The sequence below is a fragment of the Streptomyces sp. NPDC101225 genome (assembly GCF_044767585.1).
Lineage (GTDB): Bacteria > Actinomycetota > Actinomycetes > Streptomycetales > Streptomycetaceae > Streptomyces.
Window position 1 is genome coordinate 65,036 of the sequence record NZ_JBIWOE010000026.1, and the last position, 23,938, is coordinate 88,973.

Sequence of the window (23,938 nt, forward strand, 5' to 3'; positions counted from 1 at the left end):
CATGCAGAGCAGTGAATGCGGTATGACGTGGTGTGGCCCGAGGCTCGTGCCTGACATTCCGGTCCGCGACCGGACCGACCTCCCTAGGAGCAACGCAAGTGAGCAGCAACAGCGGTGACGTCCGGCTCTGGGGCGGCCGTTTCGCCGACGGTCCCGCCGAGGCCCTGGCGAAGCTGTCCGCGTCCGTCCACTTCGACTGGCGGCTCGCGCCGTACGACATCGCCGGTTCCCGGGCCCACGCGCGCGTGCTGCACCGGGCCGGCCTGCTCACCGCGGACGAGCTCCAGCGCATGATCGCGGGCCTCGACCGGCTGGAGGCGGACGTCGCCGCCGGCTCCTTCGTGGGCACGATCGCCGACGAGGACGTGCACACCGCGCTGGAGCGGGGTCTGCTGGAGCGCCTCGGCCCCGAGCTCGGCGGCAAGCTGCGGGCGGGCCGGTCCAGGAACGACCAGGTGGCCACCCTCTTCCGGATGTATCTGCGCGACCACGCCCGCACCGTCGGCGGCCTGATCGCCGAGCTCCAGGACGCCCTGATCGGCCTCGCCGAGGCCCACCCGGACGTGGCGATGCCCGGCCGCACCCACCTCCAGCACGCCCAGCCGGTGCTCTTCGCCCACCATGTCCTCGCGCATGTGCAGTCCCTGTCCCGGGACGCCGAGCGCCTGCGCCAGTGGGACGAGCGCACCGCGGTGTCGCCGTACGGTTCCGGCGCCCTCGCGGGCTCCTCGCTCGGCCTGGACCCGGAGGCGGTCGCCGAGGAGCTCGGCTTCGAGCACGGCAGCTCCCCGAACTCCATCGACGGCACGGCCTCCCGCGACTTCGCCGCCGAGTTCGCCTTCGTCACCGCGATGATCGGCGTGAACCTCTCCCGGATCGCCGAGGAGGTCATCATCTGGAACACGAAGGAGTTCTCCTTCGTGACGCTGCACGACGCCTTCTCCACCGGCTCGTCGATCATGCCGCAGAAGAAGAACCCGGACATCGCGGAGCTGGCACGGGGCAAGTCGGGCCGCCTCATCGGCAACCTGACCGGCCTGATGGCCACGCTCAAGGCGCTCCCGCTCGCCTACAACCGCGACCTCCAGGAGGACAAGGAGCCGGTCTTCGACTCCATCGACCAGCTGGAGGTGCTGCTCCCGGCCTTCACCGGCATGATGGCGACGCTCACCGTGCACCGCGAGCGCATGGAGGAACTGGCCCCGGCCGGCTTCTCCCTCGCCACCGACATCGCCGAGTGGCTGGTCAAGCAGGGCGTGCCCTTCCGGGTCGCGCACGAGGTCGCGGGGGAGTGCGTCAAGGCCGCCGAGGCCGAGGGCAAGGAGCTGGCCGACCTCACGGACGGCCAGTTCGCCAAGATCTCCGCCCACCTCACCCCCGAGGTGCGTACGGTCCTCGACGTCCCGGGCGCCCTGGCGTCCCGCGACGGCCGCGGCGGCACGGCCCCGAGCGCGGTCGCGATCCAGCTGGCAGAGGTGAAGACGGACGTGGCGGCGCAGCACGCCTGGGCGGCGGCCAGGCGGGCCTGAGCCGCACGCTCGTCCCCGGGCCGCCCGCTCCTGGGCGCCCGGCCCATTACGGATGGTCATCGCGGGTACGTTGGTCGCAAGCCGTACCGGACCCGACCCGACGGAGCCCGCGATGCCCTTCGCCCGACTGGCCACAGCGACCACCCCCACCTGCCACATCGGCCTCGGTCTCGCCGCGATCGGCCGCCCCGGCTACATCAACCTGGGCCGCACCGAAGACCTCGGAGAGGACCGCAGCGTCGAGGCGCTGCGCGCCCGCACCCACGAACTCCTCGACGCCGCCTACGTGCAGGGCGTCCGCTACTTCGACGCGGCCCGCTCCTACGGCCGCTCGGAGGAGTTCCTCGCCGACTGGCTGAACGCCCGCCCGAGCTTCGACGACATCGTCGTCGGCAGCAAGTGGGGCTACACCTACACCGCGGGCTGGACCACGGACGCCGAGCGGCACGAGGTCAAGGACCACACCCTTGCGACGTACGAGCGCCAGCGCGCCGAGACCGCCGCATTGCTCGGCGACCGGCTGGACCTCTACCAGATCCACTCGGTGACCCCGGACAGCCCGGCCCTCACCGACAAGGAACTGCACGCCAGGCTCGCGGAGGCGGCCGCCCAGGGCACCACCGTCGGCTTCTCCACCAGCGGCCCGGCCCAGGCGGACGCCATCCGCGCGGCCCTCGCCGTGACGGTCGACGGCGAGCCCCTCTTCCGTACCGTCCAGTCGACGTACAACGTCCTGGAGACCTCGGCCGCGCCCGCCCTCGCCGAGGCGCACGACGCCGGGCTCACGGTGATCGTCAAGGAGGGCATGGCCAACGGCCGCCTCGCGGACGCCCACGCCCCCGACGCGCTGAAGGCCGTCGCCGCGCAGACGTCCCTCGGCTGCGACGCCGTGGCCCTCGCCCTGATCCTGCGCCAGCCCTGGGCCGGCGTCGTCCTGTCGGGCGCGGCGACGGCGAACCAGCTCTCCTCCAACCTGCACGCGGCGGTCGTGGACCTGGACGAGGAGCAGCTGGCCGTCCTGGCCGCGCTGGTGGAGGAGCCGCAGGAGTACTGGGAGAAGCGCGCCGGTCTTCCGTGGAACTGAGCGCGCGGCGCTCCCCGGGTACCGAAAACGACATAAAACACTCATCAGTGAGACGTGCATGCCTGATGTGAGACATCAATGTCTCATCTGGGTTATGCTTGTCTCATGGCCGTCGACCGTGACCACGTACTGCGCACCGCCGCAGCCCTGCTGACCCGCAAGTCCACCGCGACGATGGACGAGGTCGCGAAGGCCGCGGGGATCAGCCGTGCCACCCTGCACCGCCACTTCGCCGGCCGCGACGCGCTCGTACGGGCGCTGGAGTCGCTCGGCATCGCGGAGTGCGAGGCGGCGCTGGACGCGGCCCGTCCGGACGAAGGCCCGGCGGCCGACGCCGTGCGGCGTCTGGTCCAGGAGATCGAACCCTCCGCCGCGCTCCTCGCCTTCCTCTACACCGAGAACCAGCTGTTCGAGGGCGAGGAGCAGAACGAGGGCTGGACCAGGATCGACGACCGCGTCGCGGCCCTGTTCCGGCGCGGCCAGAGGGCCGGAGAGTTCCGCATCGACCTCAGCCCGGCCTGGCTCACCGAGGCGCTGTACGGCCTGCTGGGCTCCGGCGCCTGGGCGGTGGCGGAAGGCCGGGTGGCCCGCAAGGACTTCACCCACATGATCGTCGAGCTGCTGCTCGGCGGCGCACTGCGACAGCACACAGCACGGAGAGAGGAATCATGACCAGCACCCTGCAGCGGGCGACCACGACCGAGGCGGTGAAGCGCCCGGGCCGCTGGCTCGCGCTGTCCGTCCTCGTGCTCGCCGTGCTGCTGGTGGCCGTCGACGCGACCGTTCTCGGTCTCGCGACCCCCTACATCAGTGAGGACCTGAGGCCCTCCGGCACCCAGCTCCTCTGGATCGGCGACGTCTACTCCTTCGTCATCGCCGGACTGCTCGTCACCATGGGCAGCCTCGGCGACCGCATCGGCCGCAAGCGGATCCTGCTCGGCGGCGCCACCGCGTTCGGCGCGATATCGGTCCTCAACGCCTACGCGTCGACACCGGAGCTGATGATCCTGGCCCGTGCCCTGCTCGGCGTCGCGGGCGCGACCCTCATGCCCGCCACCCTCGCCCTGATCCGCAACCTCTTCCACGACCCGCGCGAGCGCAGCCTCGCGGTCGGCATCTGGGGCGCGACGGCCTCCGCGGGCACGGCCGTCGGCCCGATCACCGGCGGCTTCCTGCTGGAGCACTTCTGGTGGGGCTCGGTCTTCCTGATCAACCTGCCGGTGATGGTGGTGCTGGTCCTGGTCGGCAGCAGGCTGCTGCCGGAGTCGAAGACCCCGAACCCCGGTCCCTGGGACCTGATCAGCGTCGTGCTGTCACTGGTCGGCATGATGGCCGTCGTCTACGCGGTCAAGGAGGCGGCCACGCACGGTCTGTCGTGGGACGCGCTGGGGGCGGGCGCGCTGGGCGGAGCGGCCCTGTACTGGTTCGCCCGCCGCCAGCTCACGCTGTCCGCACCTCTGCTGGACATGCGGCTGTTCCGCAACCGCGGCTTCAGCGGCGCCGTCCTGGCCGACCTGCTGACCATCCTCGGCCTGTCGGGCCTGGTGTTCTTCCTGTCCCAGTATCTGCAGCTCGTCCAGGGCAGGCGCCCGTTCGAGGCGGGCCTGGCCGAACTGCCCGCGGCCGTGGGCGCGGTGGCGGCGGGCCTCGTCGCGGGCCGTGCCGCGCGCCGCTTCTCGGTCCGCGCGGTGGTCTCGGGCGGACTGGCGGCGGTGGGCCTGGCCCTGGCCTCCCTGACGCTGATCGACGCGTCGACGGGCTACCCCCTGCTCGGCGCGGCCCTGCTGGTCGTGGGAGTGGGCGCCGGCTTCTCCTTCACGGTGACGGCCGACGTCATCCTCTCCTGCGTACCGAAGGAGCAGGCGGGCGCGGCCTCGGCCGTGTCGGAGACGGCCTACGAACTGGGCGCCGCCCTGGGCATCGCGCTCCTCGGCACGATCGTCACCGGCATCTACCGAGGCTTCACCGCCCCGGCGGGCACCCCGGCCGGAGCGCGCGAGTCACTGGGCGGCGCGGTGGAGGCGGCGGCCGGAATGCCGGCCGGCACCGCCCAGGCCATGCTGACGTCGGCTCGGGAGGCCTTCGTCGACGGCCTGGCCGTGGCGTCGGGGGCAGGCGCGGCAGTCCTGCTGGCGACGGCAGCGGCGGCCTGGTACCTGCTCCGCGGGCAACGTCTCTAGTGTTCTGATCTAGTGTTCTGAACGGAAGGTTGGCCGGCCACGGCACCAGGGGCGCGGGGAACCGCGCGAGCGGCCCCCGCCGGCCCGCACCCGACGACCCGGCCCGCACCCGACGAAGGACCGCTACGCGGCCTTCGCCTTGGTCGCGTACATGTCCACGTACTCCTGCCCGGACAGCCGCATCACCTCGGTCATCACGGAGTCGGTGACGGCGCGCAGCACGTAGCGGTCACGGTCCATCCCGTCGTACCGGGAGAACTCCATCGGCTCACCGAAGCGCACCGTCACCTTCGCGGGCCGGGGCATCCCGGAACCTCCCGGCTGGATCTTGTCCGTTCCGATCATCGCGAACGGCACCACCGGCGCACCGGTCATCAGCGTCAACCGCGCGATACCGGTGCGCCCCCGGTACAGCCGTCCGTCCGGCGACCGTGTGCCCTCGGGGTAGATCCCGAAGACCTTGCCCTCGTCCAGCACGCGGCGCCCCGTCATGAGCGCGGCGACGCCGCCCTTGCCGCCGTCGCGGTCGACCGGGATCATGCCGACACCGGTGAAGAACCAGGCCATCAGGCGGCCCTTGAGGCCCTTGCCGGTGACGTACTCGTCCTTGCCGATGAAGAAGACCTGACGGTCGCAGACCAGGGGCAGGATCATCGAGTCGATGAACGTCACGTGGTTGCCGGCCAGGATGACCGGACCATCACCAGGGATGCGCTCGGCGCCCTCCACCTGTGGGCGGAACATCAGGCGCATGATCGGTCCGAGCACTGCCTTGATGAGCGCGAAGCGGGACAACGGGCCCTCCGGTGTCAAGGGATTCGGTATGAGTCTGTGCAGGTGAGGACGATACTCGCGGTCCCCGGTGTCTTGCACATCGGGTTCACCCAGGTCTTACGCACTGTTGATGCGCGTTTACCTGGGGTGATCTCCCGGTGTCTGCCGGTAACCGGCCTGTCATGATGTGACGGAGATCGCATACGCCCAGGTCGGGCGCCTCCCCCCGGCGCTCGCGCGGGTTCTCGCGCGGGTTCCCGCGCCGGTCCTTGAGCGACATCCCGGGGCACCCGCGTGTTCCGGCCACGGTCCCCCTGGCGTCATGTCCACGCCCCTACCATCGGCGCGCATCGGCACAACCGACGATTCAGGGGAGGCGGTCATGGGATCGCAGGACGAGCAGACGGGTGGCACCGGGCGGCGCGCGCTCCTCGGCGCGGCGGTACTGGGCGCGGGCGGAGCCGTACTGGGCCTGTCCGACACGGCGAGAGCGGCCGACGCCGCCCGGTCCGGCGGCGGACTGAAGAGCCTGCCCAGACCGACGATCATCGGTCACCGCGGAACCGCCGGCTACCGCCCCGAGCACACCTTCGGCTCCTACGAACTCGCCCTCGACCTCGGCGCGGACATCGTCGAGGCCGGCGACCTGTGCCCCACCAGGGACGGCCATCTGGTCTGCCGGCACGAGCCGGAGATCGGCGGCACCACGGACGTCGCCGACCACCCCGAGTTCGCCGGCCGCAGGACCACCAAGGTGCTGGACGGCGTCTCCACCACCGGCTGGTTCACCGAGGACTTCACGCTGGCCGAGCTGAAGACGCTGCGCGCGATCGAGCGCATTCCGGCCAACCGCCCGCACAACACGCTCTACGACGGCCGCTGGGAGATCCCCACCTTCGAGGAAGTCCTGGAGTGGCAGGACGAGCAGACCCGCAGGCGCGGCAAGCAGGTCTTCATCTACCCGGAGACCAAGCACCCCACCTACTTCCGCAAGCTGGGCCTGGGCCTGGAGGAGCGGGTCGCCAAACTGCTGCGCAAGCACGGCAAGGACAGGCGGAACGCGCCGGTCGTCCTGCAGTCCTTCGAGCCGACCAGCATCCAGCGGCTGAACAGGCTCGTGGACAACCCGCTCGTCGTCCTGCTGTCCTCCGCGGACAGCCGCCCCTGGGACTTCGTCGAGACGGGCGACCCGCGCACCGTCGCGGACCTGATCACCCCCAAGGGCCTGCGGGAGATCGCGGGTTACGCCCAGGGCATCGGCCCGACCCTGGACCTCGTCATCACGAAGAACGCCGACGGCAGCCTCGGCCGGCGGACCACGCTCGTCGCGGACGCGCACAAGGTCGGCCTGATCCTGCACCCGTACACGATGCGCAACGAGAACCCCTTCCTGCCCAGGGAGTTCCGCAAGGGCAGCGACGCCGACGGGTACGGGGACGCCTTCGGCGCCTTCAGGACGTACTTCGCGACCGGCATCGACGGCGTCTTCACCGACAACGCGGACACCGCTGTGCTGGCCCGCGAGGACTTCGTCAACGGCTGAGCCGTGAACCCCGGTTGGGGTGATTCGGCGGCCGCCCGGGCAACCTCCTGCCCGGGCGGCCGCGTCGTGTCGCACATGACGCACGATCTCGTCACCACCCTGCGCCCGCTGCTCTCCGCCGAGGCCTCCGCGGAGGCGCACGCCTCGGGAGCCGAGCCGGGCGACCTGGAACAGGCGGTCTGGCTCCGCCTCCTGGAGCACCTGGAGGCGGACGGCCCACCGCGCGACCCGCACGGCTGGCTGCGCAGCGCCGTCCGCTCCGAGGCCCGCCGAACCCGGCGCACGACCCGCTTCGAGCGGCCGTACGACAGGGAGCCCGCCGACGAACCCGACCGCGATCCCGCGCAACTGGCCCTCGCCGCCGCCCGCCACCGGGCGCTGCGCGAGGCGGTCCGCCGGCTGCCCGGCCGCTGCCCGCGGCTGCTGGAGGCGCTGCTGTCCCCGAAGGACCTGACATACCGGGAAATCGCGGGGGAGTTGGGTATCTCACAGGGCAGTCTCGGCCCGGAACGTTCCAGATGCCTGGGTTGTCTGCGTCGATTGCTCGCACCGGAGGTTGCGACGCGCGAACCGCGGGGATAGGAGTGTTTACGACCGGCGATCAGGTGAGCGGGAGGCGTGCGCACATGGGCATGAGCGTGACCATCTCGGTGGCGACCGAGCAGGATGCGGAGCAGATCTTCAAGCTCCAGTACCTGTGCTTCCAGAGTGAGGCGGCGCTGTACGGCAACTACCGCATCGACCCGCTCGTGCAGAGCCTCGACTCGCTCCGCCAGGAGGTGTCCGCGGACTGCGTCTACGTCGCGCGGCTCGGTGAGGAGGTGGTCGGCTCGGTGCGCGGCCGGGTCACCGAGGACGGCTCCGCCTCCATCGGCAAGCTCTGCGTCCACCCCCGCCTGCAGGGCCACGGCATCGGCGCGCGGCTGCTGCGCGCGGCCGAGTCGGCCCTCGCGCAGGAGCGCGGCGCGAAGCTGTTCCGCCTGCACACCGGTCATCGCAGCGAGGGCAACCTGCGCCTGTACCGCAAGGTCGGCTACGAGGCGGTGGGCACCTCGCAGGGCAACGACGGGGTACCGATGATCGTCCTGGAGAAGACGGCGGGGACGTTCGCGGCTACGGCGTGACCGGCAGGCGCGACCTGCGCAGCCAGTACAGGGCCGACACCGGCAGCAGGACGGGGATGAAGACGTACCCCATGCCGTAGTCGGACCAGACCGTCGCGTCCGGGAAGGCCGACGGTTCGACCAGCGTCCAGGTCCCGACGATCAGCACGCCCGCGAGCTCGGCGGCGCAGCACACCTGAGCCGCCCTGCGCGCCGTATCGCCACCGCGCACCAGCGAGTAGGTGATGAAGCCGTAGACGACGCCGGCGACCGCGGACAGCGAGTAGGCGAGCGGCGCCCGGTCGAACTCGGTCGCGATCTGGTAGACGGAGCGCGACACGGCTCCGACGACCATCACACCGTAGAACCAGACCAGCAGCAGGCCCGGCCCGCTGATCAGGCGGGTCCTGGTCGGCTTGTGCTTCTCCTCCGTCACGGCCACCTCAGCCTCCCCAGATGTCATAGAGCCGCACCTCGAGCACGGCCAGCACCACGCCGCCCGCGGCGACCGTCACCGAGCCCCAACGGGTGCGCTCCGCCAGGGACATGAACCCCGCGGCCGGCACGCACGCGAAGGCCCCCAGCAGATACGCCACGAAGATCGTCGTGCCCTGGTCCGGCTTCTCGCCCCGCGCCAGCTGCACGATCCCGATCACCAGCTGCACCAGGGCCAGCACCGACACCACGGCCATGCCGATGAAGTGCCAGTCCTTCGTCGGCTGGCCGCGGTAGGCGGCCCAGCCGCACCAGACGGCGAGCAGCAGCGCGGCGACGCCGGTCACCAGCGTCAGGACATCAAACATGCCGTGACCTTATTACGGCGCAAAAGGCCCGGCGCCGTCGGCCCCGCCGTGCACCGTAGGGTCGGGAGCATGAAGATCCACGCACAGGCCCTCCTGTTCGACAACGACGGCACCCTCGTCTCCTCCCTCGCCTCCGTCCACCGCTGCTGGACCCGCTGGGCCGGGGAGTACGGCATCACCGCCGAGGAGTTCGCCAGCGTCGAGCTGCACGGACGGCCCGCCGTGGAGATAGCCGCCGACCTGCTGCCCGCCCACGTGGTGCCGGAGGCCGTCGCGCGCATCGAGCGGCTGGAGGTGGAGGACGTGCCGAACGACGGCGTCCACCTGCTGCCCGGCACCCGGGACTTCCTGGACTCGCTGCCCGCGGACCGCTGGGCCGTCGTCACCTCCGCCACCCGGCGCCTGGCCGAGGCCCGGCTCGCCGCCGTCGGCATCCTGCCCAAGATGCTGGTCGCCGCCGACGACATCACCCGCGGCAAGCCCGACCCCGAGCCCTACCTGCTCGCCGCCCGCGCCCTCGGCGTCGACCCGGCCCGCTGCGTCGTCCTCGAGGACGCACCGGCGGGTCTCACGGCCGGCCGGGCCGCCGGGATGACCACCGTGGCCTTGGCCACAACGCACCAGGCCCACGAGCTGGACGCCGATCTGGTGGTCGAGGACCTCTCGGCCCTGTCCGCCCTGGTCACCGACGGGGGAGTGGAGATCTCCGTCCGCCGCTGACGGGTGTCCGCCGCTGTCCACGATGCGGACAGCGGCGGCCGGTAAGGACCGTAGGTCTGGTTTACTGATCGCATGACCACGACGAGCTGCCGCACCCTTGCGACCGAGGCGACCATGACGCCCGGTGCTCGTTGCATGTGTCGAATGTGCGCCTTCTAGAGGGCCCCCGCACCAACCCCCCGAGCCTCGCGCCCCGAAGCGAGCCGCCGTGGCATGTCCGCAGGCCGTGTGCCGTACGCGACCCGGATGCCCCGCGCACATCCTCTCTCCGTACCCGGGCACACCCACGCCCGCGTACTCGACAGTGACGGAAACACCCAGTGATCACCACATCGGGCCTGACGAAAATCTATCGGGCGCACCCCTCGCACGGCCGTGAGGTCACCGCCCTCGACGGCGTCGATCTGCATGTCCGCGAAGGCGAGGTGTACGGCGTCATCGGCCAGTCCGGCGCCGGCAAGTCCTCCCTCATCCGCTGCGTCAACCTGCTGGAGCGGCCCACCGCCGGCACGGTGACCGTCGCGGGGCAGGACCTCACCGCCCTCGCGGGGCGCGGGCCCCGCGCCGGCAAGGAGCTGCGCCGGGCGCGCAGCCGTATCGGCATGGTCTTCCAGCACTTCAACCTGCTGGCCTCGCGCACGGTCCAGGACAACGTCGAGCTGCCGCTGGAGATCCTCGGCACCTCCGGCCGGGAGCGCTCGCGCAAGGCGCTGGAGCTGCTGGACCTGGTCGGCCTCGCCGACAAGGCGAAGGCCTACCCCGCCCAGCTCTCCGGCGGCCAGAAGCAGCGCGTCGGCATCGCCCGCGCACTGGCCGGCGACCCCAGGGTGCTGCTCTCCGACGAGGCCACCAGCGCCCTCGACCCGGAGACCACCCGCTCGATCCTCCGGCTGCTGCGCGACCTGAACCGGCAGCTGGGCCTGACCGTCCTGCTCATCACCCACGAGATGGACGTCGTGAAGTCGATCTGCGACTCGGCGGCGCTGATGGAGAACGGCCGCATCGTCGAGTCCGGCACCGTGAGCGAACTGCTCGCCACCCCCGGCTCCGAACTGGCCGGTGCGCTCTTCCCGGTCGGCGGCGAGGCCACCGGCGCGGACCGCACGGTCGTCGACGTCACCTTCCAGGGCGACGCCGCGACCCGGCCCGTCGTCTCGCAGCTCTCGCGCACCTACAACATCGACATATCGATCCTCGGCGCCGCCATCGACACCGTCGGCGGACTCCAGGTCGGCCGGATGCGCATCGAACTGCCCGGCCGCTACGAGGACAACGTCGTGCCGATCGGCTTCCTGCGCGAACAGGGCCTGCAGATCGACGTCGTGGGTGCTTCGGACGAGAAGCCCCTGCCGGTGCAGGAGGGCGCGAAGTGACCTGGACCGATTGGTCCGCGATGCGGCCGCTGCTCTCCCAGGCATGCTGGGACACCCTCTACATGGTCGGCTGGTCCACACTGATCGCCGTCGTCGGCGGGCTCCCGCTCGGCATCCTGCTCGTCCTGACCGACCGCGGCGGGCTGCTGCAGAACGTCCTCGCCAACAAGGTCATCGGGCAGACCGTCAACATCGCCCGCTCGATGCCCTTCATCATCCTCATGGTCGCGCTCATGGGCTTCACGCGCTCGGTCACCGGGACGACCATCGGCCGTGAGGCCGCCATCGTGCCGCTCGCCATCGGCGCGATCCCCTTCTTCGCGCGCCTGGTCGAGACGGCTGTCCGCGAAGTGGACGCCGGACTGGTCGAGGCCGTGCAGTCGATGGGCGGCAACACCTGGACGATCGTCCGCAAGGTGCTGGTGCCCGAGGCCCTGCCCTCGCTGATCGCCGGCACCACCACCACGATCGTGGCCCTCATCGGCTACTCCGCGATGGCCGGCACGGTCGGCGCGGGCGGCCTCGGCGACATCGCCATCCGCTACGGCTACCAGCGCTTCGAGACCGAGCTGATGTGGATCACCGTGGCGATCCTCGCCGTGGTCATCTCGCTCATCCAGTTCGCCGGCGACTTCGCGGCCCGTTCGCTGCACCGCCGCGGCGGCCGCTCCGGCCCCGCGCCCCGGCTGCGCCTGCTGAAGGCCGAGGCCCCGGCCGACGTCACCGAGGTCGCGTAGGCCCGTCCGGCACCCCCGCAGACTCCCCGCACCACCAACCGCGGGGTCGCTCCACCCTTCAGGAAAGGCACTTTTCGTGCGTAACAGCGCAAAGCTCACCACCGCCGTCCTCGCCGCCGGAGCCCTCACCCTCGGGCTCACGGCCTGCGGCTCGGGCTCCGAATCCACCGCGAGCTCCTCCGACTACAGCGGCCCGCTGGTGGTCGCCGCGAGCCCCACCCCGCACGCCGAGATCCTGGACTTCGTCAGGAAGAACCTGGCGAAGAAGGCGGGTCTCGACCTGGAGGTCAAGGAGTTCCAGGACTACGTCGTCCCGAACACCGCGACCGAGGACGGCTCGGTGGACGCCAACTACTTCCAGAACAAGCCGTACCTCGACGACTTCAACAAGAAGCGCGGCACCCACATCGTGCCCGTCGTCACGGTCCACCTGGAGCCGCTCGGTCTCTACTCCCACAAGGTCGAGAAGGCCGACGAGCTGAAGAGCGGCGCGACGGTCGCCGTCCCGAACGACGCCGTCAACGAGGCGCGCGCCCTGAAACTGCTCGCGGCGAACGGCCTCGTCACGCTCAAGGCCGGCGCGGGCACCGAAGCGACCCCGCAGGACATCGCCGAGAACCCCAGGCACCTGAAGTTCAAGGAGGTCGAGGCGGCCCAGACCGCGCGCTCCCTGGACGACGTGGACGCCGCGGTCGTCAACGGCAACTACGCCATCTCCGCCGGGATCAGGCCCGCCGAGGACGCGCTCGTCCTGGAGTCCGCGAAGAACAGCCCCTACGGCAACTTCCTCGCCGTCAAGCAGGGCAACGAGAAGGACCCGCGGGTGAAGAAGCTCGCCACGCTCCTCACCTCCCCCGAGGTCAGGAAGTTCATCGAGGACAAGTACCAGGGATCGGTCATCCCGTCCTTCTGAGGCGTATCGCCACGCACGGGGTCCACTCGCTCACCAAGGGTGGACCCCGTCGTGCGGTTCGGTGGTTTCATGCTGCATGCTGGGCAGTTCAGCAGGCACTGAAGGTTTCCGAAGGTTACGGAGCGGCGCATGACTAGCACCTTCCCCAACATCTCCATCAGCACGGAGCGGTTGGTGCTGCGTCCCCTTGACGAGGACGACGTGCCCGCACTGGCCGCGATGATGAACGACGAGCAGGTGGGGGCCTGGACGGACGTCCCGCAGCCCTTCACCGAGGACCGGGCCCGGTCCTGGATCACCGACCACGCCCCCGCGGAGCGCGTCGCGGGCCGCGGGCTCGACCTCGCGGTCGCCGAGTTCCTCACCCAGCGCCTGGTCGGTGTCGTCCGGCTCGCCCGTACCGACTGGCACGTGCGGTCCACCGAGATGTCCTACATCGTCGCCCCCTGGGCACGCGGTGAGGGCTACGCCTCGGAGGCCGCGCTCGCCACCGCCCAATGGCTGCTCGGCGACCAGAAGTTCGAGCGCATCGAGCTGCGCACGGCGGCCGACAACACCGCCTCGCAGCAGGTCGCGCAGAAGATCGGCTGCATCAGTGAAGGGGTCCTGCGAGGCGCCTGCATAGCGCACGTGCGCGCCGACGACGGCACCTGGAGCGACGTCCGCACCGACTACATCGTCTGGAGCCTGCTGCCCGAGGACCTCGACGGCGCCGGCGAGCAACTGGCCGACTCCGGTGGTTTCACGGCTTTCCCCGACTGGAACTGAACCAAGACCGATCACGAGGGGACGGGTGCACCGCCGGACGTCCCTGCCCACTGGACCAGGTACCCTCACCAAGCCCGCCCGGGCCGCCTCCGACGACCTGCGCAGAACCCCTGGAGACTGACGACCATGGCCGACCGCGTCACGGTGATCGGCTGGGACGGCTCGCCGCTGACCGCCGCCGCCCGCTCGGCTCTGGGCGCCGCCACGCTGGTGGCCGGCGCCGCCCATCATCTGGCGCTCCCCGAGGTGCCGCCGGGTGCCGAGCGCGTCCGCCTCGGCAGCGTCGCCCTCGCCGCCCGCCGGATCACCGGCCACCGCGGCACCGCGGTGGTGCTGGCCGACGGCGACCCCGCCTTCTTCGGGGTGGTGCGGACGCTGCGCGCACCCGAGTTCGGCCTCGAGGTCGAAGTGGTCCCCGCCGTCTCCTCCGTGGCCGCGGCCTTCGCACGCGCGGGGATGCCCTGGGACGACGCCCTGGTGGTGGTCGCACACCGGCGCACCCTGCGACGCGCGGTGAATGTGTGCCGTGCCCACACCAAGGTCGCCGTCCTCACCTCACCGGGCGCCGGACCCGCCGAACTCGGCCTGCTCATGGAGGGCGTGCACCGCACCTTCGTGATCTGCGAGGAACTCGGCACCGAACGCGAACAGGTCACCGTCGTCACCTCCGACAAGGCCGCCGACCACACCTGGCGCGACCCGAACGTCGTCATCGTCGTCGGCGGCACCGCCCCCGTCGCGGACGGCCCCGGCTGGATCGCGGGCCGCGACCCGGGCGCCGGGCCGCGCGGCTGGACACTGTCCGCCGAGTCCTACGGCGGCCTCATGGGCGAAGGCGAACTGGAACCGCTGCGCGCGGCCCAACTCGCCCGGCTCGGCCCGCGGGTGGGCGACCTCGTGTGGGACATCGGCTGCGGCAGCGGCGCCTTCGCCACGGAGGCCGCCCGGGCGGGCGCCGGCGTCATCGCCGTCGACAGCGACCCGCGGGCCTGCGAGCGCACCGAGTCCAACGCGCGCGCCTTCGGGGTCCAGCTCCACGTCGTCCAGGGCGCCGCCCCGCACGTCCTGGAGAACCTCCCCGAGCCCGACGTCGTCCGCGTCGGCGGTGGGGGAGCGGCCGTGGTCTCCGCCGTCGCCGACCGCCGTCCGCAGCGCATCGTCACCCACGCCGCGACCCGCGACGAGGCCGAACTGATCGGCCGGGACCTGACGGAGCACGGCTACCAGGTGGAGTGCGCGCTGCTGCAGTCCGTCGAACTCGACACCCGCGCCTGGGCGGAGAAGGAGCGAAGCGTGGCGTTCCTGCTCGGCGGGGTGCTGCCGGAGCGCACAACGTGAACCGGGCGCCGTCCCAGTGATCCTGTTTTCTGCCCTACCGGTGATCCTGTAGTCGTATCGCTCGCGGTAGGCTGGCCGATCGTTGCACCGCACCGGGTGGCCCGCTTTTCGTTCGCCAATGTCCGGAAAACGCGCCCCTTTTGGGGCGGGTGTGGTACGGCAGAACCGGAGGACGCGCAACGTGGCGCAGTCCACAGCGGACCGTCACGGATCAAGCTGTCGTGACGGCGGAACGACCGGGACAATGCCACTGAATGGCTTTGTCGCCTTTTCCGGGCGGGTCGTTCGTGCCGCTGGGCACGGACGCTCGTTCTTCACTACGGGGGCGGTCGGTGCGCCGTTCCCGAAGAGCTGGACCGAGAAGCACTAACCGATGGGCGAGGGGTACGCATGACCGACACCGGCCAGGTCCCGGGCGAAGGACTGCCGGAGAGCGCAGGCACGGTGGAGCAGCCGGGCGTTCCCCCGCACGGCGCGTACACCTATCTCTCCGAGACGACAGCTGAGGACGACGACCTGCTGTTGCTGCCGGGCGCGCAGAGCCCGTGGGGCAACGAGGTCGCCCCGCCCGCCCCGGAGCCGGTCGTGGAGACGGTGCACGAGCCCGGGGCGCACGAGGCGGGCGGCCGCGACAGCGGTTCGGTGGACCTGAACGGCGTCCGCCTGCCCAACCCGGCGCCGCCCACGGCGCGCCGTCCGCTGCACCTCGGCCCGCCGATCCCCGACGCGTCGGCCAGCCCGGTCCGCTCCCTCGCCGACCGCGGCCCCGCGGGCGCACCCGTGCGCCGGTCGTCCGGCCCGCCGACGACCGGTCCCGAGTACTTCGACGCGCCCCAGTTGCGCGAGGCGGCCCCGCAGGGCGGAGCGCCCTGGGGCGCCCAGGCCCAGGCCGCGGTGCAGGTACCGGTGAGCACGGAGGCACCGGCCGGCGAAACGGTTGTTCCGGCGGCGCAGGCACCGGAGCCCGAACTGGCCCACGGCGTGCAGGCCGTACCGGCCCACGCGGGCGTGCCGGAGCCGCAGGCGACCCCTGCCGCGGGCGTGGCCCACGGCCCGCAGGCGCCGCAGGCCGCCGCCCTGGGATACCCCGCCGAGTCCGGGCAGATCCCGGTGGGCGTGTCCGCCCTGGAGGGCGGGCAGACCGGTCAGGACGGCCCGCCCCTCGCGGGCGACGTGCCGGCGGACGGCGGGGGCACGGCCCCGGGCGGACCGCCCCCGGAGGGCGGACCGGTGGCCGTCGGCGGGCCCGGCGCGGAGAGCGGGCAGGCCGCTCCCGGTGGGCTGCCCGCCGAGGACGGGCACCTCGCCGCGGGTGTGATCCCCGCGGAGAACGCGCACGTCGCTCCCGGTGAGTTCGCCGGGTTCCCGGCGGACGGCGGGCAGCCGCCCTCGGCCGAGGCCGCGGCCCAGCCGCCCGGGAGCGAGTCCGCCGCCCCGGGCGAGCCCGTCGTGGCCGCGGAGGCCGCCGACGGCGCGGAACAGGGCGTCGCCCCCGTGCCCGCCCCCGACGCCGCACCGGACCTGGCGGGCGCCCGTCCCGCGGCCGCCGCCACGCCGGGTGCCGGACCCGCACCCGAGGCCGTTCCGGCCCACGACGCCGCGCCCGCGCAGGACGCCGCCCCCGCGCACGGCCCCCTCCCGACGCCCGAGACCGGTCAGGTCCCGCAGGCGGCGTACCCCGAGGGCGGCGCTCCCCTCGCCGAGGCGGGCCCGCCGGTCGCCGGGACGGACGCGGCCGCCGCGGCGCCCGCGGGCGCGCGGTTCGCGCGGCCGGGGGTGCCGGAGAACGAGCAGGCTCTCGGGACGCTTGCGCCCGAGACCGCCCCGCTCCCGCACGCCCCCGCGGCGGAGGCCTGCCCGCTGCCGCACACCCTCCTGCCCGAAGCCGCGCAGGGGCCGGAGGCGACGGCCCCCGACGCCCCCCTCGACACGGCCCCGCCCGCGCTCGCCGAGCCCGTCCCGGCCGAGCCCGCATGGCCCGCGGAGGCCGAGCAGGCCGCGCCCGCCCACCTCGCGGACCCCTCCACAAACCCCGCGGTGCCCCCTTCGGCCGACCAGCCCGCCGCACCGGCCGTGGACGCAACCGCCGCGCCCGGGCCCGCGCCCGAGGACCAGGCCCGGCCCGTGCCGGACGCGGACGTGCTCTCGCCCGCGGCCGCACCGCCCCTCTCCGCGCTCGACCAGGCCCTGGCCGCGCCCCCGGCGGCGACCGCCCCGGCCGACGCCGGAGTCCCGGCCGAACAGCCGCACCCCGCGGAGACCGAGGCCGTCGGCGCCGGTACGGACGCCCTTCAGGCGCCCGCCGTGGCCGAGCCCACCGGGCAGTTCGTGGCGGTCGACGGCTCCGTGCCGACCACCCCGCACCTCGCCCCGACCCCGCCGCACGCCCTGACCCTCCCCGTGGAGGAAGGCCAGGAGCCGGCCGCCGTGGTCCCGGCGCCGCGCGAGGCCGGCCCCGGCGTCGTCCAGAACGCCGAGGACCTGGACACCAGGGCCGCCGACCAGGAGGAAGAGGGCACGGCCGCCGTGGCCGAGGCGCCGCAGCCCGTCGGCCCGGCCGCACCCGCCTACGAGGACGCCGAGCGCGAAGCCGTGCTGAAGGTCATGCGCGAGCGCCGCGACATCCGCAACGGCTTCCGCGGCGACCCGATCCCGCACGAGGTGCTGCTGCGCGTCCTGGAGGCCGCGCACACCGCCCCGTCCGTCGGCCACTCCCAGCCCTGGGACTTCGTCGTCATCCGCTCCGCCGACACCCGGCGCAGCATGCACGAACTGGCCATGCGCCAGCGGGACGCGTACGCCAAGTCCCTGCCCAAGGGCCGGGCGAAGCAGTTCAAGGAACTGAAGATCGAGGCGATCCTCGACACCCCGGTGAACATCGTCGTCACCGCCGACCCGACGCGCGGCGGCCGCCACACCCTCGGCCGGCACACCCAGCCGCAGATGGCGCCCTACTCCGCCGCGCTCGCCGTGGAGAACCTCTGGCTCGCCGCCCGCGCCGAGGGCCTGGGCGTCGGCTGGGTCAGCTTCTTCGACGAGCGGGAGATGGTCCGCTCCCTCGGCCTGCCCGAGCACCTGGAGGTCATCGCCTACCTGTGCGTGGGCTACGTCGACGAGTTCCCGGACGAGCCCGAGCTGATGCAGGCCGGCTGGTCCAAGCGCCGCCCGCTGTCGTGGGTCGTGCACGAGGAGACGTACGGCCGCCGTGCCCTGCCCGGCGAGGAGCCGCACGACCTGCTCGCCGAGACCGTCGCCCAGATCCGCCCGCTGGACGCCAAGGCGCTCGGCGAGGCCTGGGAGCGGCAGAAGCGGATGACCAAGCCGGCCGGCGCGCTCGGCATGCTGGAGATCATCTCCGCGCAGCTGTCCGGGCTCTCGCGGCAGTGCCCGCCGCCGATCCCGGAGCCCGCGGCCGTCGCGATCTTCGCCGGCGACCACGGTGTGCACGCCCAGGGCGTCACCCCCTGGCCGCAGGAGGTGACGGCCCAGATGGTCGCCAACTTCCTCGGCGGCGGCGCCGTCTGCAACGCCTTCGCCGGTCAGGTGGGCGCCGAGGTCTGCGTCGTGGACGTGGGCGTGGCGACCGACCTCCCCGCGACCCCCGGTCTGCTGCCCCGCAAGGTCCGCGCGGGCACCTCCGACATGACCACCGGCCCGGCGATGAGCCGGGAGGAGGCCAAGCAGGCCATCGAGGTGGGCATCGAGACGGCCCGCGACCTGGTGGCGGCCGGCAACAAGGCCCTGCTGACGGGCGAGATGGGCATCGCCAACACCACCGCGTCCGCGGCGCTGATCTCGGTGTTCACGGACACCGACCCGGCCGACGTGACCGGCCGCGGCACCGGCATCAACGACGAGACGCTGGCCCGCAAGACCGAGGTCGTGCGCCGTGCCATCGAGGTCCACCAGCCGGACCCGGCCGACCCCATCGGCGTGCTCGCCGCGATCGGCGGCTTCGAGCACGCCGCGATGGTCGGCCTGCTCCTCGGCGGCGCCTCCCTGCGTACGCCGGTGATCCTGGACGGCGTCAGCGCCGGCGCCGCCGCGCTGGTCGCCCGGGCGATCGCCCCCGAGGTCCTCGCGGCCTGCATCGCCGGGCACCGCAGCGCCGAGCCCGGTCATGTGGCCGCGCTGAACAGGCTGGGCCTGCGCCCGCTGGTCGACCTCGACCTCCGCCTCGGCGAGGGCACGGGCGCGCTGCTCGCCCTGCCGCTGGTGCAGAGCACGGCCCGCGCCATGCACGAGGTGGCGACGTTCGACTCGGCGGGCGTCACCGAGAAGTAGTCCGGACCGGGGCGGGAGACGCACCCCTGCGTGCACCCCGCCCCGGCCGTACGCTGAACCCACCTCTAAAATCCGCACGTCAGGGCTGCTCCAGCGCCGTAGCGCCCATCGCACTGCCAGCCAGGACGAGGAGCCGCACCTCATGGCCGAACATCCCGCCTATCCCGTAGGCCTCCGCCTCGCCGGCCGCAAGGTGGTCGTCCTCGGCGGCGGCCAGGTCGCCCAGCGCCGGCTCCCGGCCCTGATCGCAGCGGGCGCGGAGGTCCTCCTCGTCTCTCCCGAGGCCACCCCGTCGGTCGAGGCGATGGCGGACGCGGGCGAGTTCACCTGGCTGCGGCGCCCGTACGCCGACGGCGACCTGGCGGACGCCTGGTACGCCCTGATCGCCACCAGCGACCACGAGGCCAACACGGCCGCCTCGGCGGAGGCCGAGCGCAACCGCGTCTGGTGCGTGCGCTCCGACGACGCCGACGCGGCCACCGCCTGGACCCCGGCCACCGGCACCAGCGAGGGCGTCACCATCGCCGTCCTCACCAGCCGCGCCCGCGGCCGCGACCCCCGCCACACCGCCGCCGTCCGTGACGCGGTCGTCGCGGGCCTGCACGACGGCACCCTCGTCGCCCCCCACTTCCGCACCCGCACGCCGGGCGTCGCCCTCGTCGGCGGCGGCCCCGGCGACCCGGACCTGATCACGGTCCGCGGCCGCCGGCTGCTCGCCGAGGCCGACGTGGTCATCACCGACCACCTGGGCCCGCGCGACCTGCTCGCCGAACTGCCCGCGAGCGTCGAGGTCATCGACGCGGCGAAGCTGCCGTACGGCCGGTTCATGGCCCAGGAGGCCATCAACAACGCCCTGATAGAACACGCCAAGCAGGGCAAGTCGGTGGTCCGGCTCAAGGGCGGCGACCCGTTCGTCTACGGCCGCGGGATGGAGGAGGTCCAGGCCCTCGCCGAGGCCGGCATCCCCTGCACCGTCGTCCCGGGCATCTCCAGCTCGATCTCGGTGCCGGGCGCAGCCGGCATCCCGGTCACCCACCGGGGCGTGGCGCACGAGTTCACGGTGGTCAGCGGGCACATCGCCCCGGACGACGAGCGCTCCCTGGTCGACTGGCCCTCGCTCGCCAAGCTGACCGGCACCCTCGTCATCCTCATGGGCGTCGGCACGATCGGGAAGGTCGCCGAGACCCTCGTCGCGCACGGCAAGTCGCCCGACACCCCGGTCGCCGCGGTCCAGGAGGGCACGACGGCCGGGCAGCGCCGGGTCGACGCGACGCTCGCCACGATCGCCGAGGCGGTGCGCACCCACGAGGTGAAGGCCCCGTCGGTCATCGTCATCGGCGAGGTCGTCGGCGTGGGCCCGCGGCCCGTTGGGTAACCCCGGGTAACCCAACCCCGTTCCAGCCGTTGGCACCACACCCAGGACAAGGCAGTATCACCCTGTGGCCGATCTCATCACCGTCGAGGATCCCGACGACCCGCGCCTGCGTGACTACACGGGCCTGACCGACGTCGAGTTGCGCCGCAAGCGCGAACCCGCCGAGGGCCTGTTCATCGCGGAGGGCGAGAAGGTCATCCGCCGCGCCAAGGGCGCCGGGTACGAGATGCGCTCGATGCTGCTGTCCGCGAAGTGGGTCGACGTCATGCGCGACGTCATCGACGAGCTCCCGGCCCCGGTGTACGCGGTCAGCCCGGAGCTCGCCGAACAGGTCACCGGCTACCACGTGCACCGCGGCGCGCTCGCCTCCATGCAGCGCAAGCCGCTGCCCACGGCGGCCGAACTCCTGCGGACGACCCGCCGGGTCGTGGTCATGGAGTCGGTCAACGACCACACCAACATCGGCGCGATCTTCCGCTCCGCCGCCGCCCTCGGCATGGACGCGGTCCTGCTCTCCCCGGACTGCGCCGACCCCCTCTACCGCCGCAGCGTCAAGGTCTCGATGGGTGCCGTCTTCTCGGTGCCCTACGCCCGCCTCGACTCCTGGCCCAGGAGCCTGGAGTCGGTCCGCGAGGCGGGCTTCTCGCTCCTCGCGCTCACCCCGGACGAGAAGGCGAAGTCCCTCGACGAGGCCGCCCCGCACCGGATGGACCGCGTCGCGCTGATGCTGGGTGCCGAGGGCGACGGCCTGTCCACCCAGGCCCTGGTCGCCGCCGACGAATGGGTCCGCATCCCGATGTCCCACGGCGTGGACTCCCTCAACGTGGGCGCGGCGGCCGCCGTGGCCTTCTACGCGGTGGCCACCGGCCGCCCCGAGACCTCGTAGCAGCCCGGGACGAGGGCGGTTCTCCGAGCGCGTCCCGCCGCACCCGCGGCGCCCCCGCCCCGCCGTGCCGCTACTCCGCCGCGGCGCCGCCCGGCCCCACCCGCTGCACAGGGTGCTGCTGCCGTACGACCCCGCGCTCACCGCCGAGTCCCCGGGACGGCCCCTGGCAGCCCTGGGCGGCGGCGATGGCCAGCGCCACGAGCAGTGTCACGACGACGAACACGAACAGCCGCTGCCGCAGCAGCCTCGGATTGGCCGGCCGCCGCCCCGTCCCCGTGGTCCTCGGCCCCGGCCGGCCGGCCCCGCTGCGCGGCGCGGGCCGGCCGCCGGTCGTCTGCCGGTTCGTGTTCCGCGAGGAGGGCGTGGGCCGGGAGCCCGAGCGCTGGGACGCCGGGCCGCCGCGCGGAGCGCCGGAGCCTCGCGGGGCGGCGGCCCCGCCGCGCGCGGACACGGGCCCGCGCGAACCGGTGGACGTGCCCCGGGACGGCGGACCGCCGTGCGCACCCGGCGGGCGGCGGTGCTCGCGCTGCTGCTCCGGGTAGGTGTCGGCGAGCCGCCCGGTGGGCCGGTCCGCCTCACCGGTGCGCGGCGCGGGCGGACGCGGGTCGGCCGGCCCCTGCGTCTCGCGGGCGGCGATCTCCTTGAGCCGCAGCGACAGCTGGAGCGTGCTGGGCCGCTCCTCGGGGTCCTTGGCGAGACAGGCGCGCAGCAGCGGGGCCAGCGCGTCCGGCACGCCGTGCAGCTGCGCCTCCTCGTGGACGACGCGGTACAGCATCACCTCGGAACTGCCGTGCCCGAAGGGCGAGTCGGCCGTGGCGGCGTACGCCAGCGTCGCACCGAGCGAGAAGACGTCCGTGGCGGGCGTGACGGCGGCCCCGCGCACCTGCTCCGGCGCGAGGAAGCCGGGCGAGCCGACGGCCGTACCGACATGCGTGAGGGTCGAGGCCCCGGTGGCCCAGGCGATGCCGAAATCGATGATCCGCGGCCCCTTCGGGGACAGCAGGATGTTGGACGGCTTCAGGTCCCGGTGCACGACCCCCGCCTCGTGCACCGCGACGAGCCCTTCGGACAGGGCGGCGCCCACGGCCGCGACGTCGGCCGCGCCGAGCGGCCCCCCGTCGGCCACCTTGTCGTGCAGCGAGGGCCCGGGCACGTACTGGGTGGCGAACCACGGCCGGTCCGCGTCCAGATCGGCGGCGACGAGCCGCGCCGTGCATCCGCCCCTGATCCGCCGGGCCGCCGAGACCTCACGCGCGAACCGCGACCGGAACTCCTGGTCCTCCGCCAGATCCGGCCGGATGACCTTCAGCGCGACACGCTGCCCCTTCTTGTCGGAGCCCAGGTAGACGACGCCCATCCCGCCCGCGCCGAGCCGCCTGTGAAGCCTGAACGAGCCGACGACGCGCGGGTCCTCGCGCCTCAGGCGCATCATCGCCATGTTCATCCCCGCTGCCCGGTCCGTGTGACGTGCCACAGCTTACGTTTCCACGGCCGCCCGCGCGCAGAGGCCGCGCCCTCTCGGCCCGGCGGATTGTCAGTGCCGGGTGCGAAAATTGAAGGGTGGTCAGGAAGTGCCTGAACTGGGGGACTTTGTCCCTGTCATGATCCCAACCGCCCACCGAAGAAGGGGGATTGAGCCCGTGAAGGGTGATCGCGTGGAGATAGTGGTGGACGCGGGGGACACGACCCGCACCTACGAGGTGGTGGCGAGCAGAGCGGGCCGCAGGGTCGAGACGGCGGTCCGCCGAGGGGTCGTCGAAGTGAGCGAAGTCACCCGCAGCGGCTCCGTCGTCCGTACGGCCCGATTCATGGCGAACCGGGTCCTTGCCCTGGTCGAGCAGCCGATCCCCCGGGAGGACAGCTCGGAAAAGGCGGGGCACACCGGGCGCCCCCTCCGGGAAGACCCTGAGACCTAGGTCCACGTCTCCACCCTGGGGAGTACGCAGCAGGTCACCGCTCATCCTCCGGGAGGCCCGGCAATCGGTACGAGGGCATGACGTGCGGCAGGGCCCGGACGCCTAGATTTGAGGTCAAGCGGCGGGTGCAGCACTCGTCCCCCGAGGTCAGACACCCGCCGCTGCCAACGGCAACCGAGATCGGTCAGGAGAGGGACCATGGCCCACACGGCACCGCGGACACTGATCCGCACCGAGGAGCGCTTCGCGTTCCGCCGCCGCACGGGCCGCCGCCACCCGCTGGTGGCGACCCTCATGGTCCTCCCCCTGGCGGCCCTGCTCTTCTTCGTCTTCGACGGCTGGGAGACCGTGGCCACACAGGCGTCGTCCGTGGGCGTGATGCTGGGGCGCTGAGCGGCGACCCCAGGCCCGGAAGAGCGGTCCGGGCGGGGACATCCACCCATGAAACCCCGTGGGGACGGGGGTGCGGCGGACGGCAAAAATGCCGGCGCAGCTGGGGAGCTGCGCCGGCATTGCCGTGTCCGCCTCCGTTCTCCGTCCGTGCGGGTCCGCACCGCGTCGGCCCCCGGTCCCCGTCGCGCCCCTCGCCGTACCCTCGCGGGAGACCCCGTA

Annotated in this window: 22 protein-coding genes; 18 read left to right on the forward strand and 4 right to left on the reverse strand. The window is 72.9% G+C overall.

What is annotated here, in order from left to right; genetic code table 11:
• Nucleotides 1-98 precede the first annotated feature (98 nt).
• The 4 genes from argH to ACIRPX_RS30180 all read left to right on the forward strand — a co-directional run bounded on the left by argH (nucleotide 99) and on the right by ACIRPX_RS30180 (nucleotide 4,793).
• Nucleotides 99-1,529, forward strand: coding sequence for an argininosuccinate lyase (argH, locus tag ACIRPX_RS30165; RefSeq protein WP_404201096.1), 1,431 nt, complete (start codon nucleotides 99-101; stop codon nucleotides 1,527-1,529).
• A 112-nt stretch (nucleotides 1,530-1,641) separates the two neighbouring features.
• On the forward strand, nucleotides 1,642-2,613 hold the full coding sequence (locus tag ACIRPX_RS30170; RefSeq protein WP_404201098.1) for an aldo/keto reductase: 972 nt from the start codon (nucleotides 1,642-1,644) through the stop codon (nucleotides 2,611-2,613).
• Between the two features lie 105 nt (nucleotides 2,614-2,718).
• On the forward strand, nucleotides 2,719-3,285 hold the full coding sequence (locus ACIRPX_RS30175) for a TetR/AcrR family transcriptional regulator (RefSeq protein WP_404201100.1): 567 nt from the start codon (nucleotides 2,719-2,721) through the stop codon (nucleotides 3,283-3,285).
• Entirely contained in the window at nucleotides 3,282-4,793 is a 1,512-nt protein-coding gene (locus tag ACIRPX_RS30180) for an MFS transporter (RefSeq protein ID WP_404201102.1), read from the forward strand. Before ACIRPX_RS30175 ends, ACIRPX_RS30180 begins: the two co-directional genes overlap by 4 nt.
• 123 nt (nucleotides 4,794-4,916) lie before the next feature.
• On the opposite strand, the gene ACIRPX_RS30185 is transcribed toward ACIRPX_RS30180, so the two are convergent.
• On the reverse strand, nucleotides 4,917-5,606 hold the full coding sequence (locus ACIRPX_RS30185; protein ID WP_404201104.1) for a lysophospholipid acyltransferase family protein: 690 nt from the start codon (nucleotides 5,604-5,606) through the stop codon (nucleotides 4,917-4,919).
• Nucleotides 5,607-5,949: 343 nt separating this feature from the next.
• On the opposite strand from ACIRPX_RS30185, the gene ACIRPX_RS30190 reads away from it, so the two are divergent.
• The 3 genes from ACIRPX_RS30190 (at nucleotide 5,950) to ACIRPX_RS30200 (ending at nucleotide 8,234) form a co-directional block, all read left to right on the forward strand.
• Nucleotides 5,950-7,110 carry a glycerophosphodiester phosphodiesterase gene (locus ACIRPX_RS30190; RefSeq protein ID WP_404201106.1) on the forward strand — a complete coding sequence of 387 codons (1,161 nt, stop codon included), beginning with the start codon at nucleotides 5,950-5,952 and terminating at the stop codon, nucleotides 7,108-7,110.
• 75 nt (nucleotides 7,111-7,185) lie between these two features.
• Nucleotides 7,186-7,692: a sigma-70 family RNA polymerase sigma factor gene (locus tag ACIRPX_RS30195; RefSeq protein WP_404201108.1), complete on the forward strand. Its 507-nt coding sequence runs from the start codon at nucleotides 7,186-7,188 to the stop codon at nucleotides 7,690-7,692.
• Between the two features lie 44 nt (nucleotides 7,693-7,736).
• On the forward strand, nucleotides 7,737-8,234 hold the full coding sequence (locus ACIRPX_RS30200; protein ID WP_404201110.1) for a GNAT family N-acetyltransferase: 498 nt from the start codon (nucleotides 7,737-7,739) through the stop codon (nucleotides 8,232-8,234).
• Here ACIRPX_RS30200 and ACIRPX_RS30205 read toward each other — a convergent pair.
• On the reverse strand, nucleotides 8,224-8,676 hold the full coding sequence (locus ACIRPX_RS30205; RefSeq protein WP_404201112.1) for a hypothetical protein: 453 nt from the start codon (nucleotides 8,674-8,676) through the stop codon (nucleotides 8,224-8,226). The two genes, ACIRPX_RS30200 and ACIRPX_RS30205, sit on opposite strands and share 11 nt — an antisense overlap.
• Nucleotides 8,657-9,016, reverse strand: coding sequence for a hypothetical protein (locus ACIRPX_RS30210; RefSeq protein WP_404201114.1), 360 nt, complete (start codon nucleotides 9,014-9,016; stop codon nucleotides 8,657-8,659). Before ACIRPX_RS30210 ends, ACIRPX_RS30205 begins: the two co-directional genes overlap by 20 nt.
• A gap of 69 nt (nucleotides 9,017-9,085) precedes the next feature.
• Between ACIRPX_RS30210 and ACIRPX_RS30215 the strand changes: the two genes are divergently transcribed.
• The 9 genes from ACIRPX_RS30215 to ACIRPX_RS30255 all read left to right on the forward strand — a co-directional run bounded on the left by ACIRPX_RS30215 (nucleotide 9,086) and on the right by ACIRPX_RS30255 (nucleotide 21,410).
• Nucleotides 9,086-9,736, forward strand: a complete 651-nt coding sequence (locus ACIRPX_RS30215) for an HAD family hydrolase (protein WP_404201116.1) — start codon at nucleotides 9,086-9,088, stop codon at nucleotides 9,734-9,736.
• A 320-nt stretch (nucleotides 9,737-10,056) separates the two neighbouring features.
• On the forward strand, nucleotides 10,057-11,109 hold the full coding sequence (locus ACIRPX_RS30220) for a methionine ABC transporter ATP-binding protein (protein ID WP_404201118.1): 1,053 nt from the start codon (nucleotides 10,057-10,059) through the stop codon (nucleotides 11,107-11,109).
• 20 nt (nucleotides 11,110-11,129) lie between these two features.
• The gene (locus tag ACIRPX_RS30225) at nucleotides 11,130-11,846 is read left to right on the forward strand and encodes a methionine ABC transporter permease (protein ID WP_404201212.1); all 717 of its coding nucleotides are present in this window, start codon (nucleotides 11,130-11,132) and stop codon (nucleotides 11,844-11,846) included.
• Between the two features lie 76 nt (nucleotides 11,847-11,922).
• Nucleotides 11,923-12,759, forward strand: a complete 837-nt coding sequence (locus ACIRPX_RS30230) for a MetQ/NlpA family ABC transporter substrate-binding protein (RefSeq protein WP_404201120.1) — start codon at nucleotides 11,923-11,925, stop codon at nucleotides 12,757-12,759.
• A 129-nt stretch (nucleotides 12,760-12,888) separates the two neighbouring features.
• Nucleotides 12,889-13,527 (forward strand): GNAT family N-acetyltransferase, encoded by a 639-nt coding sequence (locus tag ACIRPX_RS30235; RefSeq protein WP_404201122.1) that lies wholly within the window; start codon nucleotides 12,889-12,891, stop codon nucleotides 13,525-13,527.
• 126 nt (nucleotides 13,528-13,653) lie between these two features.
• Nucleotides 13,654-14,865 carry a precorrin-6y C5,15-methyltransferase (decarboxylating) subunit CbiE gene (gene cbiE, locus ACIRPX_RS30240; RefSeq protein ID WP_404201124.1) on the forward strand — a complete coding sequence of 404 codons (1,212 nt, stop codon included), beginning with the start codon at nucleotides 13,654-13,656 and terminating at the stop codon, nucleotides 14,863-14,865.
• 390 nt (nucleotides 14,866-15,255) lie between these two features.
• Nucleotides 15,256-19,149: a nicotinate-nucleotide--dimethylbenzimidazole phosphoribosyltransferase gene (gene cobT, locus ACIRPX_RS30245; protein ID WP_404201126.1), complete on the forward strand. Its 3,894-nt coding sequence runs from the start codon at nucleotides 15,256-15,258 to the stop codon at nucleotides 19,147-19,149.
• A gap of 142 nt (nucleotides 19,150-19,291) precedes the next feature.
• Nucleotides 19,292-20,524, forward strand: a complete 1,233-nt coding sequence (gene cobA, locus ACIRPX_RS30250) for a uroporphyrinogen-III C-methyltransferase (RefSeq protein WP_404201128.1) — start codon at nucleotides 19,292-19,294, stop codon at nucleotides 20,522-20,524.
• Between the two features lie 64 nt (nucleotides 20,525-20,588).
• Entirely contained in the window at nucleotides 20,589-21,410 is an 822-nt protein-coding gene (locus tag ACIRPX_RS30255; RefSeq protein WP_404201130.1) for a TrmH family RNA methyltransferase, read from the forward strand.
• A 70-nt stretch (nucleotides 21,411-21,480) separates the two neighbouring features.
• On the opposite strand, the gene ACIRPX_RS30260 is transcribed toward ACIRPX_RS30255, so the two are convergent.
• On the reverse strand, nucleotides 21,481-22,854 hold the full coding sequence (locus tag ACIRPX_RS30260; protein ID WP_404201214.1) for a protein kinase: 1,374 nt from the start codon (nucleotides 22,852-22,854) through the stop codon (nucleotides 21,481-21,483).
• 196 nt (nucleotides 22,855-23,050) lie between these two features.
• Here ACIRPX_RS30260 and ACIRPX_RS30265 point away from each other — a divergent pair, with 196 nt between their 5' ends.
• Both ACIRPX_RS30265 and ACIRPX_RS30270 read left to right on the forward strand, forming a co-directional pair.
• A complete protein-coding gene (locus ACIRPX_RS30265) occupies nucleotides 23,051-23,326 on the forward strand; it encodes a hypothetical protein (protein ID WP_123963928.1) in 276 nt (91 codons plus the stop codon).
• Nucleotides 23,327-23,524: 198 nt separating this feature from the next.
• Nucleotides 23,525-23,719, forward strand: a complete 195-nt coding sequence (locus ACIRPX_RS30270) for a hypothetical protein (RefSeq protein WP_384265034.1) — start codon at nucleotides 23,525-23,527, stop codon at nucleotides 23,717-23,719.
• Nucleotides 23,720-23,938 lie beyond the last annotated feature (219 nt).